This is a genomic window from Rhodoferax lithotrophicus (genome assembly GCF_019973615.1).
GTDB classification, from domain to species: domain Bacteria; phylum Pseudomonadota; class Gammaproteobacteria; order Burkholderiales; family Burkholderiaceae_C; genus Rhodoferax; species Rhodoferax lithotrophicus.
Genome location: NZ_AP024238.1, coordinates 2,522,355 through 2,537,481 on the forward strand (window position 1 = coordinate 2,522,355; position 15,127 = coordinate 2,537,481).

The 15,127-nt window shown below is 57.4% G+C and carries 12 protein-coding genes; 4 read left to right on the top strand and 8 right to left on the bottom strand.

Going from position 1 to position 15,127, the window contains the following annotated elements; genetic code table 11:
* The first annotated feature begins 1 nt into the window (after position 1).
* Complete coding sequence (locus tag LDN84_RS11690) at positions 2 to 2,593, top strand: [protein-PII] uridylyltransferase (RefSeq protein WP_223903639.1); 2,592 nt, start codon at positions 2 to 4, stop codon at positions 2,591 to 2,593.
* A 76-nt stretch (positions 2,594 to 2,669) separates the two neighbouring features.
* Here LDN84_RS11690 and def read toward each other — a convergent pair whose 3' ends face one another.
* Genes def through smc form a run of 4 tightly spaced genes read right to left on the bottom strand, consistent with a single transcriptional unit; the run spans position 2,670 to position 9,899 of the window.
* The gene (gene def, locus LDN84_RS11695; protein WP_223903640.1) at positions 2,670 to 3,224 is read right to left on the bottom strand and encodes a peptide deformylase; all 555 of its coding nucleotides are present in this window, start codon (positions 3,222 to 3,224) and stop codon (positions 2,670 to 2,672) included.
* Positions 3,224 to 5,344 carry an NAD-dependent DNA ligase LigA gene (gene ligA / locus LDN84_RS11700; RefSeq protein ID WP_223903641.1) on the bottom strand — a complete coding sequence of 707 codons (2,121 nt, stop codon included), beginning with the start codon at positions 5,342 to 5,344 and terminating at the stop codon, positions 3,224 to 3,226. Before ligA ends, def begins: the two co-directional genes overlap by 1 nt.
* Positions 5,345 to 5,354: 10 nt before the next feature.
* Positions 5,355 to 6,380, bottom strand: a complete 1,026-nt coding sequence (locus LDN84_RS11705; RefSeq protein WP_223903642.1) for a cell division protein ZipA C-terminal FtsZ-binding domain-containing protein — start codon at positions 6,378 to 6,380, stop codon at positions 5,355 to 5,357.
* Between the two features lie 3 nt (positions 6,381 to 6,383).
* Positions 6,384 to 9,899, bottom strand: coding sequence for a chromosome segregation protein SMC (gene smc / locus LDN84_RS11710; protein ID WP_223903643.1), 3,516 nt, complete (start codon positions 9,897 to 9,899; stop codon positions 6,384 to 6,386).
* 2 nt (positions 9,900 to 9,901) lie between these two features.
* On the opposite strand from smc, the gene LDN84_RS11715 reads away from it, so the two are divergent.
* Together LDN84_RS11715 and LDN84_RS11720 are read left to right on the top strand one after the other, a co-directional pair.
* A complete protein-coding gene (locus LDN84_RS11715; protein ID WP_223903644.1) occupies positions 9,902 to 10,192 on the top strand; it encodes a hypothetical protein in 291 nt (96 codons plus the stop codon).
* A gap of 91 nt (positions 10,193 to 10,283) precedes the next feature.
* Positions 10,284 to 11,681, top strand: a complete 1,398-nt coding sequence (locus LDN84_RS11720; RefSeq protein ID WP_223903645.1) for a sigma-54 interaction domain-containing protein — start codon at positions 10,284 to 10,286, stop codon at positions 11,679 to 11,681.
* 72 nt (positions 11,682 to 11,753) lie between these two features.
* On the opposite strand, the gene LDN84_RS11725 is transcribed toward LDN84_RS11720, so the two are convergent.
* Both LDN84_RS11725 and LDN84_RS11730 read right to left on the bottom strand, forming a co-directional pair.
* Positions 11,754 to 12,101 (bottom strand): carboxymuconolactone decarboxylase family protein, encoded by a 348-nt coding sequence (locus tag LDN84_RS11725; protein WP_223903646.1) that lies wholly within the window; start codon positions 12,099 to 12,101, stop codon positions 11,754 to 11,756.
* 22 nt (positions 12,102 to 12,123) lie between these two features.
* A complete protein-coding gene (locus tag LDN84_RS11730; RefSeq protein WP_223903647.1) occupies positions 12,124 to 12,468 on the bottom strand; it encodes a hypothetical protein in 345 nt (114 codons plus the stop codon).
* Positions 12,469 to 12,877: 409 nt separating this feature from the next.
* On the opposite strand from LDN84_RS11730, the gene xopAW reads away from it, so the two are divergent.
* Positions 12,878 to 13,825, top strand: coding sequence for a XopAW family type III secretion system calcium-binding effector (xopAW, locus tag LDN84_RS11735; protein WP_223903648.1), 948 nt, complete (start codon positions 12,878 to 12,880; stop codon positions 13,823 to 13,825).
* On the opposite strand, the gene LDN84_RS11740 is transcribed toward xopAW, so the two are convergent.
* A complete protein-coding gene (locus tag LDN84_RS11740; protein WP_223903649.1) occupies positions 13,759 to 14,154 on the bottom strand; it encodes a hypothetical protein in 396 nt (131 codons plus the stop codon). The two genes, xopAW and LDN84_RS11740, sit on opposite strands and share 67 nt — an antisense overlap.
* Positions 14,155 to 14,209: 55 nt before the next feature.
* Entirely contained in the window at positions 14,210 to 15,106 is an 897-nt protein-coding gene (locus LDN84_RS11745; protein ID WP_223903650.1) for a hypothetical protein, read from the bottom strand.
* Positions 15,107 to 15,127 lie beyond the last annotated feature (21 nt).

A 15,127-nucleotide genomic window follows, 5' to 3' on the forward strand; every position in this document is an offset into this window, starting at 1 on the left:
CATGACCGAGTTGAGCGTTTTGCGCACCCAATACCGTGCCGACAAGGCCACCCTGATGACCGCCTTGGCGACCAGTGGTGCCTCCATACGCGGGGTTCATACGGCTTTGCGCCAACTCGCCACCCTGGCCGATGACCTGCTCAAAACCCTCTGGCAACGTGCCGGCTTGACCGATACTTTTGTCCTGGCTGCGGTAGGTGGTTTTGGGCGGCGCGAACTTTTTCCACACTCGGATGTGGATGTCCTGCTACTGATGCCAGATGGCCAGGCACCGGATGAAAATACCCCCCTCAAGTCTCAGCTAGAAGGTTTTATTGGCAGTTGCTGGGATGCCGGGCTTGAAATTGGCTCCAGCGTGCGCACCGTGAGTGACTGTCTGAGCGAATCGGCCAAAGACATCACGGTGCAAACTTCGCTGCTGGAAGCCAGGTTGATCACCGGCAGCCGATCCTTGTTTGCGCAGTTTCAAAAAGATTTTTTCAAGTCGATGGACGCGCAGGCCTTTTTCATCGCCAAAACCCTGGAAATGCAGCAGCGCCATTCCAAACATGAAGACACGCTGTATGCACTGGAGCCCAACTGCAAAGAATCTCCCGGTGGCTTGCGCGATTTGCAAGTGATCTTATGGGTCGCCAAGGCGGCCGGGTTTGGTCAAAACTGGAACGAACTGGCTAAAAACGGCTTGGCTACCGCGTTTGAAGTTAAACAGATCAAGCGCAACGAAGCCATGTTGTACCTGATTCGCGCCCGCCTGCACCTGCTGACCGGCCGCCGTGAAGACCGTCTGGTCTTTGACTTGCAAACCACCGTGGCTAAATCGTTCGGTTATGTCGCCCCGGATGCCAACACCGACTCCCGCTCTTTTGTGCGCCCCAGCGAGGAGCTGATGCGTCACTACTACTGGGCAGCCAAAGCCGTGACGCAGCTCAACCAGATTTTGCTGCTCAACATTGAAGAGCGCCTGAGTCCGTCCAGCCATACGCCCTACCCGCTCAACGACAAATTTTTGTACAAGGCGGGCATGGTCGAAGTGGTCAGTGACGACTTGTACGAGCGTGATCCCCACGCCATTCTGGAAACCTTTCTGGTGTTTGAAAGCCATGTGGGGCTGAAGGGCTTGTCCGCCCGCACGCTGCGTGCCTTGTACAACGCCCGCCACCTGATGACGGGCAAATTCCGCAATGACCCGGTCAACCGTGCCCGGTTTCTGCAAATATTGCAGCAACCGGACGGCCTCACACATGCCATGCGGCTGATGAACCAGACTTCTGTGCTGGGGCGTTACCTGTGGATCTTTCGCAAAATCGTCGGGCAAATGCAGCATGACCTGTTTCATGTCTACACGGTCGATCAGCACATTCTGATGGTGCTGCGCAACGTACGGCGTTTCTTTATTGCCGAGCATGCACACGAATATCCGTTTTGCTCACAATTGGCCGGTGGCTGGGACAAACCCTGGCAACTGTATGTGGCGGCCCTGTTCCATGACATTGCCAAAGGCCGCGGCGGCGACCACTCGGTGCTGGGGGCGATGGAAGTGCGGCGTTTTTGCAAGCAGCATGGGATTGCCCGTGAAGATGCCCAATTGATTGAATTTGTGGTGCGTGAACACCTGACCATGAGCCGGATTGCCCAAAAATCCGACCTGAGTGATCCCGATGTCATCACGGCGTTTGCCCAAAAAGTAGGCAACGAGCGTTATTTGACCGGGCTGTACCTGTTTACCGTGGCCGATGTGCGTGGTACCAGCCCCAAGGTGTGGAATGCCTGGAAAGGCAAGTTGCTGGAAGACTTGTACCGTGCCACATCACGTGCACTGGGCGGCCATAAGCCAGACCTGCACACCGAAGTGCAGGAGCGTCAGCGTGATGCGCTGGTTGAACTGGCGCTGCACACCCAGCCGTTTGAATCCCACAAAGCCCTGTGGGCCACGTTGGACGTGGGTTATTTCATGCGACACGATGCCGTGGAGATTGCCTGGCACACACGCAAGCTGTCGCGCCATCTGGGGTCCAAGCAGCCGGTCGTCTGTGCCCGGCCATCCCCGGTGGGTGAAGGTTTGCAGGTGCTGGTGTACACCCCGGACCAGGAAGACCTGTTTGCGCGTATCTGTGGTTATTTTGATCACAGCGGGTTCAGCATTCTGGATGCACGTATTCACACCACCCAAAACGGCTATGCACTGGACACTTTTCAGGTTATTTCCAGCAACCTCACCGAGCATTACCGCGAACTCATCAGCATGATTGAGACCGAATTGGCCCGTGTGATTGCCGAAGCGGGCCCGCTGCCAGCCCCCAGTCGTGGCCGCGTGTCACGCCGGGTCAAGAGCTTCCCCATCACACCACGTGTCAGTCTGAAACCTGATGAGAAGGCCCAGCGCTGGTTGCTCAACATCTCGGCCAGCGACCGCATGGGCCTGCTCTATTGCGTGGCACTGGTGTTGGCACGCCACAAAATTGACCTGAACCTGGCCAAAATCAACACCCTGGGCGAGCGGGTGGAAGACACGTTTCTGATTCAGGGTGCGGCGCTGCAGCACAACCGTGACCAGATCGAGATTGAAACCGAGTTGCTCGAAGCGCTGGCCTGAGAAACCCTATTTTTACAGGCATTTTTGACCTCTAGCGCTTATACAACAAGCGCTAGAAGCTATTTTTTAGATAGCATCAATCGTCCGACTCGGCCAACTCGGGGAACAGCACCGAGGTGAATCCAAACTGCGAAAAGTCGCGCACCCGCATCGGGTACAACTTGCCGATCAGGTGGTCACACTCATGCTGCACCACGCGGGCATGGAAACCTTCCACGGTGCGATCTATCGGCTCACCAAATTGATCCCACCCGGTGTAGCGGATGGTCTGGAAGCGCGGCACCTTGCCACGCAAGCCGGGTACCGACAGGCAACCTTCCCAGTCTTCAACTTCTTCAGGCGGCGCACCCTCCGGCCCGGCCAGCGGGGTGATCACCGGGTTGATCAACACCGTGCGCGGTACCACCGGGGCCTGCGGGTAACGCGGGTTGGGGGTACCCGTGCCAAAAATCACCACTTGCAGATCCACCCCGATTTGTGGCGCAGCCAGCCCAGCCCCGTCAGCGGCATGCATGGTGTCCAGCAAATCAGTGATCAGCAGGTGTAATTCATCGCTGTCGAATTGCGTCACTGGCTGGGCCACGCGCAGCAGGCGTGGGTCGCCCATTTTGAGGATGTCACGAACGCTCATCAGTCTTCTCCTGCCAGCAGTTTGAGCAAGCTGGCTTCATCCAGCACGGTGATGCCCAGCTCTTGCGCTTTTTCGAGCTTGCTGCCCGCCTCGGCTCCAGCCACCACGTAACTGGTTTTTTTGCTGACCGAGCCAGCCACTTTGCCACCGGCGGCTTCGATCAGGGCTTTGGCTTCTTCGCGGCCCAGGCTGGGCAAGGTGCCGGTGAGCACAAAGGTTTTGCCACTGAATGGGGTGGGTGCGCGCTGCGCAGGCTCACCTTCAGGCCAGGTCACCCCGCAGGCACGCAATTGCTCGACCACCTCGCGGTTGTGCGGCTGGTCAAAAAAGGTGCGCAGGCTTTGGGCCACGATGGGGCCGATGTCGGTCACTTCCAGTAACTGCTCCTCAGAAGCTGCCATGATGGCATCGAGCTTGCCGAAGTGGCGTGCCAGTTCTTTGGCGGTGGCTTCACCGACATGGCGAATGCCCAGACCAAACAAGAAGCGCGGCAAGGTGGTGTGCTTGGATTTTTCCAGCGCGTCAACGATGTTTTGGGCCGATTTGTCAGCCATTCGATCCAGGTTGGCCAAAGCGGTGAACCCGAGTTTGTAGAGGTCAGGCAAGGTGTGGATGATGCCGGCATCAACCATTTGATCGACCAGTTTGTCACCCAACCCCTCGACCTCTACCGCGCGGCGCTGGGCAAAGTGAAGAATCGACTGCTTGCGCTGGGCACTGCAAAACAGGCCGCCGGTGCAGCGGTAGTCGGCCTCGCCTTCTTCGCGCAACGCCACACTACCGCAAACCGGGCAGGCTCGGGGCATGGTGAAGATCGGGCCGCGTGGGGTCACGGCTTCGCCGGATTCCGTCACTGGGGTCTCTGGCAGCACCACACTGACCACCTCGGGAATCACATCGCCGGCGCGGCGCACGATCACCGTGTCGCCCACCCGCACGTCTTTGCGGCGGGCTTCGTCTTCGTTGTGCAGGGTGGCGTTGGTCACGGTGACACCGCCAACAAACACCGGGGCCAGTTTGGCCACCGGGGTCAGCTTGCCGGTGCGGCCCACCTGCACGTCAATCGCCAGCACGCGGGTGAGCATTTCTTGCGCCGGAAACTTGTGGGCCACGGCCCAGCGTGGTTCGCGGGTGACAAAACCCAGTTGCCGTTGCAGTGCCAGGCTGTTGACCTTGTAGACGACACCGTCGATGTCGTAACCCAGGCCATCACGCTGCTGCCCAATGGTTTCGTAAAACGCTATCAATTCAATAGCTCCTTGCGCTTGTTTGACAAGGGCACAGACCGGAAAACCCCAAGATTTCAGGGTTTGCAGCAAGGCGTAGTGGGTAGACCACTGCGCGGCACCCTGCCCGGTTGGACTGATCTCACCCAGGCCATAGGCAAAAAAGCTTAAAGGGCGCTGGGCGGCAATGGCCGGGTCAAGCTGGCGCACCGCACCGGCGGCGGCGTTACGTGGGTTGACAAAGGTTTTTTCACCCCGCTCACCCGCCGCAATACGCAGGCGCTGGCGCTCGTTCAAGGCCTCGAAGTCGTCGCGGCGCATGTAAACCTCGCCCCGCACTTCCAGCACCTCGGGCACACCTGCGGGCAGCTTCAGGGGAATTTGGCCGATGGTGCGGATGTTTTGCGTCACATCCTCACCCACTTCCCCATCGCCCCGGGTGGCGGCTTGCACCAGCACACCGTGTTCATAACGCAGGTTCATGGCCAGGCCATCAAACTTGGGCTCGGCCACGTACTCGATGGCCGGGTCAACCTCGGTCAGGCCCAGTTCACGGCGAATACGGGCATCAAAATTCTCCGCCCCACTGGCGCGGGTGTCGGTCTCGGTTTTGATGCTGAGCATGGGCACGGCATGGCGCACCTGGGCAAATTGGTCCAGCGTTTTGCCACCGACACGCTGAGTGGGGGAATCGGGCGAGGCCAGTTCAGGGTGGCGCGCTTCCAGGTCTTGCAGTTGCCGGAACAAGCGGTCGTATTCGGCATCCGGCACGGTGGGGGCATCAAGCACGTAGTAGCTGTGGGCGTGTGTATGCAGGGTTTCACGCAGCTGGGTGATCAGCTGGGCATCCGCCGTGTTGGTAGCCTCTGGGGCAAACATATCGGGTGTGAACATGGCAGGTGGCTCAGGAAAACAGCCGCCGGGCCAGAGCGGAGCCAGCAGCCAGCTCACGCTGGGCCAGGGTGTCATACAGGTGGGCAAGCTCGGAGCCAATCACGTCCAGGGCTTCGTTTGGCAAGGCCACACCGTTGTCATCGGTGACCAGGCCATCCATTTCCTGCGCCAGGGTCAAAGCCGCCTCGCGCATACGCTCAAAAGCCCGCTCGTTGCGGTCAACCTGCGCTACATCCAGCACCAGGCTCACCTCGCGCAGGGCAGATTGCGTGGGGTCTTCAGCCAGCGCCGCCTGGGCATCAAATGACAAACTCAGCACGGGCGGCAAACCGGCCTGGCTGGCGGGTACCACCATACGCCCGTCAATGGAGCCTGGTACAAAACCAAGCTTGGCCGCTGTTTGCTGGATGTAACTGGCGCTCCAGGCGGCACGCCGGGCCCGCAGCACAAAACTCAGTTGTGCGTCATGGTCGCCTGCAAATTGGTCCAGTTCGCGGGCACGGCTGATCTCCTGTCGCATCTCAGGAAAATCGGGGGTGCCGCCCACGATGTCGCAAAAGGTCTGGGTTTTCATGACAAATTCAGAAAACTCGATGTCATTGAGCGCGCCCGAGCGGTTGGCCAGCTGAATACCGGCTTGCAACTGGGTATAGCTGCGCCCTGCAACCGGGAATTCCCAGCGCTGTTGGCCTTGTGTCTGGCCTTCAATGGTGAACGGTTTGCTGCCGACGCGCCGGGTCGGCGGCATGGCGGCCAGCAGGGCCTCCCCGGTGACCGGGGTTTCCAATGCGATAGGGGCTATGACATCAATCAGGGCATCCAGCGTCGGTTTTTTTTCGGACACCGGCAAGGCAAATCCGTCACCACCCGGTTCATTCAGCGTGGGTTCCAGATTGGCAAGCTCGTCATGGGGTCCAAAAACCGACGGGGTGCCCTGGCGTGGCCGGTTGCGCCGGGCCAGCCAGAAGTTTTGCAGCACAACACCCAGCAACACAAATGCGCCAGCGATGATCAAACCCAATTGCAATTGGCTCATGTCTTATTCCATCTTGGTCATTGAAAGGGCGGCATCCATATCCACCGCCACAATGCGGGAGACACCCTGCTCTTGCATGGTGACACCAATGAGTTGTTTGGCCATTTCCATGGCAATTTTGTTGTGGCTGATGAACAAAAACTGGGTGTCGGCACTCATGCTGGCCACCAGTTTGGCATAACGCTCGGTGTTGGCATCATCCAGCGGCGCATCCACCTCGTCAAGCAGACAAAACGGGGCCGGGTTGAGCTGGAAGATGGCAAATACCAGGGCAATCGCGGTCAGGGCTTTTTCGCCGCCGGAAAGCAAGGCGATGCTCTGGTTCTTTTTACCCGGCGGCTGGGCAATGACTTGCACGCCGGAGTCGAGGATTTCGTCCCCGGTGATGACCAGACGGGCATTGCCGCCACCAAACAGCTCCGGGAACATCTTGCCAAAGTGAGTGTTGACCTGGTTGAAGGTCCCCGAGAGCAAGTCCCTGGTTTCGTTGTCAATTTTTTTGATGGCATCTTCCAGTGTGGTCATGGCCTCCACCAGGTCGGTGCTTTGGGCATCCAGAAAGGTTTTGCGTTCACGCGCCGCGGTTAGCTCGTCCAGTGCAGCCAGGTTAACCGCGCCCAAGGCGGTGATTTCACGGTTCAGCCGGTCAATTTCACTTTGCAAGCCCAGCAGGCGCACCGCCCCATCGGCCACGGAGGCGGCCAGGGCCTCCAGATCAGCCTTGGCATCGGCCAGCATCTGGTGGTACTGGTCAAAGCCCAGGCGTGCCGCTTGCTCTTTGAGTTGGAATTCGGTGATGCGGGCGCGCAAGGGGTCGAGTTCGCGCTCAAGTTGCAGGCGGCGCTCATCGCTGGCACGCAGCTTGGCGGTCAGGTCGTCGTACTGGCTACGTTGGGCTCCCAGGTGTTTCTCGCGATCAAGCTTGGTGGCCAAAGCTTGCTGCAGACCACCTTGCGCTGCCGCATCATTGAGGCGGGCCAGTTCATCATGGGCTCTTTGGGCTTCAGCGCTGACGCTGCTTGCTTGTTGCGCTGCTGTTTCTATAGCACGTGAGAGTTCTGCGCGGCGTGCCCCCAGACTGCGCAGGGCAAACGTGGCTTCCTGAGCCTGGCGTTCCAGGCCACGCTGTTGCTCACGGCATTCCGCCAGCTTGCGCTCGGACAGGATCACCTGGTCGTCAAGCTGGGCATGGCGCTCCTGGGTGTCGGCGAGTTGCATGTCAAGCTCTTCAAAGCGAGCTTCAGCTTCAACCCGGCGCTCTTGCAGCTCACCCAGTTGGGCATCCACTTCCCCCAGATCACTGGCAATCTGCGCGCTGCGGCTGCGTGCCTGGTCGGCCAATTGGGTCAGGCGCAGGGTTTCCACCTGTAACTCATGGCTGCGTTTTTGCAACTCCGCCGCCTCACGACGCGCACTCACCAGCCGTTGCGACAGGTCGGCATAAGCGGCTTCGGCACGTACCAGACGAGTGCGGGATTCTTCGGTGATGAGCACCTGGGCACGCTGTTGTTTCTCCAGGTTTTCAATCTCTTGCGCACGGGCCAGCAAGCCAGCCTGCTCGGAATCCTGGGCGTAAAAACTGACGCTGTGGCGGCCCACCGCATGGCCGGATTTCACGTAAATCAGCTCACCTGCCTGCAAGTGTTCACGGCTGGCCAGGGCCTCTTCCAGGCTGGCGGCAGTGAAGCAACCTTGCAGCCAGTCATCCAGCACGGCTTTCTGGCTGGTATCGTGCGTTTGGAGTAAATCGGCCAGACGCGGCAAGCCATGGCTGGCTGGCGCAACGGCAGCCGCAGGGGGGCTGTAAAACGCCAGTTTGGCCGGTGGCACATCTTGGGCAAACGCCCGCACCAGTTCCAGACGGCTGACTTCCAGGGCTCCCAGGCGCTCACGCAGGGCACCTTCCAGCGCGTTTTCCCAACCTTGTTCAATGTGCAGGCGGCTCCATAAACCTTGCAAATGATCCAGCCCGTGGCGCTGCAGCCAGGGTTGTAATTTGCCATCGGTTTTGACTTTGGCCTGCAGGGCTTTGAGCGCTTCCAGCCGGGCCGACAAGTCCGCCAACAGGGCGGACTCCGTGTTGACCAGAGCTTGCTGCTGGCGGCGCTGCTCATCCTGCTCCGGCAAGCTGTCTTGCAGATCGGCCAAGCGGGCTTGGGCCTCTTCGGCCGCCTCGGTGGCTTGGGTCAACTGGTCTTGCTGGTCGATCAGGCGCTGTTCATCGGGGGCTTTCAGGGTGTTGCGGTCTGCCAGCAGGCGCTCTCGACGGGTGCCTAGCTGGCGGGTCTGATCGTCCATGCTGCGTTGTTCAGCCGCCAAAACCCCCAGATGTTGCTGCACCTGGGCCACACTGGCGCGTTGATCAGTCGCGGCACGCTGCGCTTTGCGCAAGGCTTCTTCCAGGTCGGGCAAGGCTTGTGCCTGTTCTTCAACCTGGGCTGAGAGCAATTCGGTTTTTTCTTCTCCCAACAGCTCGAGTTCGGCCAGGTTTTCAAGTTCAGCCAGGGCATCCTGACTGCGCGTTGACCATTGGTCGGATTGCTCCTTGAGGGTTTGTAAACGCAGCTCGACGCGCTGGCGACTTTCCACCACATAACGGATTTCGGCTTCCAGACGGCCGACTTCGGTGCTGGCTTCATACAACAGGCCTTGCGCCTGATTAACCTGGTCACCCGCCGCGTAATGGGCCTGGCGCACGGTTTCGAGTTCGGACTCGATGTGGCGCAGGTCGGCCATGCGGCTCTCCAGCGCATTGATGGCACCGAGGGATTCGTTGCGAATGCGGGCTTGATCAGCCTCGGCTTCAGCGCGTTTCAAAAACCAGAGCTGATGCTGTTTCAGGCTGACGGTGCTGTGGAGGGTGTTGTACTTTTGGGCAATCTCGGCCTGTTTCTCCAGCTTTTCAAGATTGGCATTGAGTTCACGCAGAATGTCTTCCACCCGGGTCAGGTTTTCACGGGTGTCGGTCAGGCGGTTTTCGGTCTCGCGGCGGCGCTCTTTGTATTTGGAGACACCAGCGGCTTCTTCCAGAAACAGGCGCAACTCTTCGGGCCGGCTTTCGATGATGCGGCTGATGGTGCCCTGACCAATGATGGCGTAGGCGCGTGGCCCCAAGCCGGTGCCCAGAAACACGTCTTGCACATCGCGGCGGCGCACCGCCTGGTTGTTGATGAAGTAGCTGCTGTTGCCGTCACGGGTGAGGACACGTTTGACAGCAATCTCGCCAAACTGACTCCACTGACCACCCGCCCGATGGTCGTCGTTGTCAAACACCAGTTCCACACTGGCGCGACTGGCGGGTTTGCGGGTGGTGGTGCCGTTGAAAATCACATCTTGCATGGATTCACCACGCAGTTCTGATGCCTTGGACTCCCCCAACACCCAGCGTACCGCATCCATGATGTTGGACTTGCCACACCCGTTGGGCCCTACCACGCCTACCAGCTGACCTGGCAATAAAAAATTGGTCGGCTCAGCAAATGATTTGAACCCGGAAAGCTTGATGGAGTTGAGACGCACAGATGGCTAAAACAAAAACTGAAGATAACAAAAGGTGGCCAAATTTTGGACTTGGTCAAGCACTTGATGATAACTTGCGTCCTTTACATCCTGCGGTCATCGGGGGAAAACCTAAAGTCAGTCGAAAAAACACCGGTGCACACGGTCATGTTGGGCCACCTAACCAGTCAACTTGGGCATCTTGGGTGCTGATCTGTATGCATCAGGTGGTCAGTTTGATAACCCGTGCGATCCCCAAACGTTTCAACAACAATGGGCAAGATGAAGGCATATACAGGGGGTGTGTTCAATGACTTGGTTTTTCAAAAATTGGTCAAGGACAAGAAAACGAAAATCTGCCATGTATGCCAAAATTGGCAGCAATTTGTCACAGGAAAAATCACCATGAAACCCCTGCCAGAACTGATGTCCTTCGTGGAAGGTATGCCTGAGCCCCATATCCTGTTTGACACGCAGTACCGCATCCTGGCGGCCAATGCGGCTTATCGGCGGCAATTCAGCCCTGACCGCAGCGTGGTGGGACGCACGTGTTACGAGGTGTCGCACCGATTCAACACCCCCTGCGATCAGGCGGGCGAATCCTGTCCCTTGGTCCGTTCACGCGAATCCGGCCAACGTGAGCGTGTGCTGCATCTGCACCACACCTCCAAAGGCGAGGAATATGTCAATATTGAACTTGTGCCTCTTCTTGATGCCAGTGGCCAACAAGCTTTTTATGTGGAAAAAATGGAGCCTTTGCGTGTGGGACAGGAACAGTCTGTAGCCCAAGGCCTGATTGGCCGCAGCCCGGCGTTTATGGACATGCTCAGTTTGGTGGCGCGAGTCGCCCCCTCCCAAGCTACGGTGCTGTTATTGGGCGAGTCCGGTACCGGCAAAGAATTGGTGGCGCGGGCGGTGCATGAAGCCAGCCAGCGTGCCGCCAAAGCGCTGGTTCCGGTGGACTGCTCCAGTCTGCCAGAGAACCTGTTTGAATCCGAGTTGTTTGGCCATGAACGTGGAGCCTTCACCGGAGCCAACACCGCACGCGGCGGACTGGTGGAAGCTGCCAGCGGCGGCACGCTGTTTCTGGACGAGGTGGGTGACATCCCCCTCACCATGCAGGTCAAGCTGCTTCGCCTGCTGGAAACCGGCACCTACCGGCGTGTGGGCAGCACCGAGCAACGCCATGCCGACATTCGGGTGGTGTCCGCCACCCACCGCGATCTGGATCAGATGGTGGCGCAAGGCAAGTTCCGGGAAGACCTGTATTACCGCTTGAGCACCTTCCCCATCCATCTACCGGCGCTGCGCGAGCGCCGTGATGATGTAAGCCTGCTCTGCACCGCTTTACTGGCCCGTGTAGCGCCACAACGCAAACTGTCTTTCAGCGCCAGTGCCTTGCAGCTGCTGCAAGCACAAAACTACCCCGGCAATGTGCGTGAATTACGCAACCTGCTGGAACGCTCTGCCCTGCTGTGTGATGGCAACACACTGGAAGCCAGTCATGTGATGCAAGCCCTGCAGTCCGGCCGACGCAGCAGCACAGCGATGGCCGCATCAACTCAGCCGACCCCGCTGTCTTCGAGCACCTTGTCTTTGCCCTCACCGGGCATCACCCACATGCCACAAACCCATTCAGACCCTACACCGGTGGCCACACCCGGTGCACTGAACTCTGCCGCACTGGCTGCCCTGAGAAGCATGGTGCTGTCACACACCGGCAGCCGCGCTGAGCTTGCAATGCAACTGGGTATCAGCGAACGTTCGCTGTACCGCAAGCTGAAAGCACTCCAACTTGCCTAGCACCTAATAACTATAAATTTAATAGCTACTAACGCTTGTAATACAAGCATCAGAGACCAGTTTTTATATAAATCAAGCGGGAGTCATGGCATCAAACGCGGCCAGCGCTTCGGCTACCAGCATCAGCGCCGGGCCACCACCCATGTACACACACACGCCCATGGCTTCTTCCAGCTCAGCCCGGGTGCAACCCAGGCGATGCAATGCTTTGACATGGAAGGCAATGCAGCCCGCGCAGTGTTGCGTGACACCAATGGCCAAGGCAATCAGTTCCTTGTTTTTGGCACTGACCACACCCTCGGCCATCGCGGACTTGGCCATTTGGCCAAATCCCAGCATGGTTTCACTTTGTGACTTGCGAAAAGGCCCCAGGTTGTCGTTGATGCTTTTCATCAAACCAATGGAATCAAACGAACTCATATAACTTTCCTCCAATAAAAAATTAACCAAATTTGGCAAACATCTTGCTGTACGAGCCCTTCAGCTTGCTGGTGGCTTCGTTGACAGCGCTCATATCCTGATTCAGCAGCGTGGCTTCCAGGCTGCTGACGGATTGGTTCACGGCTTTGAGCAAGCCATTAAATTCGGGGTTGTTCTTCGGTTCGGCAGGCGCTTGTTGTGCCTCATCCTGAGAATGACCATGGGTCTTGTAAAGCACCATGCGATACGGCGCATTGGCAGCCAGCATGAGATCCGTCACCGGACTGGCGGCGGGTGCCCCAACACCGAATAAAAGGGCCACGGCTAAAGATGCCGTTTTAAAACCGGGTGTTAGAGGTCGTGACATGGTGAATTTTCTTCAGGAATTGAAAGAGCTTGAGTGTGCTGGTCCGAAGTCAATAGTCAATAAGCATTAACTGAAGTATTGTAAATACAAGCTCAAAACCTCCCTCAAGAGGGTTACAAATGCTATTTAATAAAGAGCTACTTAGGCAATATCTACAAGCTCTACAGGTTGTTTTTTCAAAAATAAACTAACACCTGCTACGTGGCCGCAGCCCATGCAAAGAAGCAAAGGCAGAAACAAGCTTGTCAATGCACCCCTGTTCTGCGTTTATCACGGCGTTTTGTGTCAGCCACGACACAAAGCCAACACGCTTGGTTTACCCCCTCCACTCAAAAATGGGCAGATCGCAAATCGTTTCATGAGCGAATGCGTTTTTTTTTACTCCATCATGAAATCGAAAGGAAAAATCATGAGTTCCATCAGCGGGGTAAGTGGCTCAGGCGATGCCTGGGCCAGCATGAAAGCCCAACGAAGTCAGATGCAAGTCAAAATGTTTGCCAAAGTGGATACCAACAGCAGCGGCAGTGTTGACAAAACCGAGCTTGACAAGCTGCTTAGCGACGTAGCCAGCAAAACCGGTGTAACCAACAGCAGTAGCTCTGAAGAGCTGTTTGCCAAGATGGACACCAACAGCGATGGCAGCCTGTCCAGCGACGAGCTGGGCAAAGGCCTGAAAAGCATCATGCCTCCACCACCAACCACCATGGAATTTGCCCAATCACGCAGTGACAGCAACAGCTCAGCCAGCAGCAACAGTGCGGCGAGCGACGATCTGTTTGGCAAAGTCGACACCGACGGAAATGGCTCCCTGAGTGAAACCGAGATGACCACACTTATGGACAAGATGGGCATGAACTTCAGCAGCGACAGCTTTGCCAAAATTGACAGTAACAGTGACGGCAGCCTGAGCACAACTGAATTCGAGTCGGCGCGGCCTCAGGGCGCTGCCGCACCTCAAGGCAGCGGTGGGCCACAGGCTGCGGGTGGCATGCCACCACCGCCACCACCTGGAGGCTCTGGTGGTGGCGGTGGTGCGGCCAGCAGCAGTACCACCTATGACCCGCTGGACACCAATCAGGACGGCACGGTCTCTCTGGCTGAACGACTGGCGGGCAGCACCTCCAGCGCGTCAACCAATGCGGTGGACACCTTGCTCAAAACCATGGACACCAACAACGACCAGCAGATCAGCGAAGCCGAGACTGGTGCCTTCATGGACAAGCTGTCAGCACAACTGGAATCCGGCACAAGCACGGACGGCATAGATCTGGCAGAACTGGTCACCAAGGCCTATGAGCAAATCGCCAATGCCGCAACGCAGCCATCCACCGGTACAACACTGAGTGCCATGGCTTGAATAAACCTTGCAAAGGTGGTGCACTCAACGCTCCCGCGCAGACTCTTGCGCCACCTATATTCGGTGCTGCGCATGGGCATGACGAGTTCGCCGACCTTGGCTCCAGTCGCGGGATCGTCCACTGTGCATTTGAATAGAGTGCCGCTGAAGCCGGTGGTGGTGTTGGGCTTTTGGGCGACTACTTGCCAGTGGGCTAGGAATTTGTCGGCTTGGGGATCGGTGAATTTGCTGTTGTGGTTGTTGCCTTCTTTGAGGGCTGTTTTTAAATCCAATTTGAGTTGTCCTGTCGCCTCATCTTGTACCAGGAAGGCTTCCGCTGCCATTTGCAAGTCAGCGTACTTCAGTAGTTCTGCTGTTGTGGTGTTGCTATTTTTTTCTCCTAAATTACTTGGATGGTTTCAAAACTTTTTCTACGAAATCGAGGGATTGCCCAGCTTGTGCTGATGACCCTGGGCCAGGCACACGTCGCAATCGGTTCCTATTGAAATCTGGGCATGCGTTGTCTGCAGCAAACAGCCACGGTGACCGCCCTCCAGCCTGGCTACCTTGAGCCCAGTCCACCATATAGCCAATGCGTTCGGCAATCACTTCATTGGTTTGCAGATCGACCACTTTGAGTGAGCTGCCAGCAATCCAGTACTCGCGCTCTTCGAGGGTGGAGATGTCGTCGTAGGTCACGCCATAGCGAGGTTGTTTGCCAGGAGCTAGCGTTCTGTCCATCACAAACCGCTTGTAGTCCGCCGAATAGCTGCTATCGGTCAAACTAGGTTGGTCAATGCGACCCGTGTATCGATATCGCTGTCCGTCTTTAGGCTCAACGGCTTCGACAAAGGCGTAGCCTTCTCGCGGAGGGAAACCAGGCCCCTGCGTAATAGAACTTTGATGATGGAAACCTCGTAAAAAATTGAGCAGGTACATTTCGCCACCCGAATCGTGCCCATACGGATCATCCAACTTAAACTGATCCCCAAAGTTAATGTCACCGGGGCGGATCTTCATCAAGTAGATGCCCTCCACGTTCTCCACGGTCTTGTAGATTTTTTCTCCCGCCGTCTTGCAGCGTTCAGCAAACATTGCTTTGGCCCCTGCTAGCTTCGCCTTGCGGTAGATTCCCGGTGATGCAAGCACTCCGAACACCACCACGATCAGCCCAGACATCAGCAACTGGTGTTGCCAGGTCTTCCCTTTCCACACGGCTATGCACACGCCAATCAGTGCCAGCAGCACATACAGGTTGCCTGCGGCGGCAATCAGCACGTCAATGATGGATAGCGTCAGCATGTTGGCACTTCCTTTGCAGTC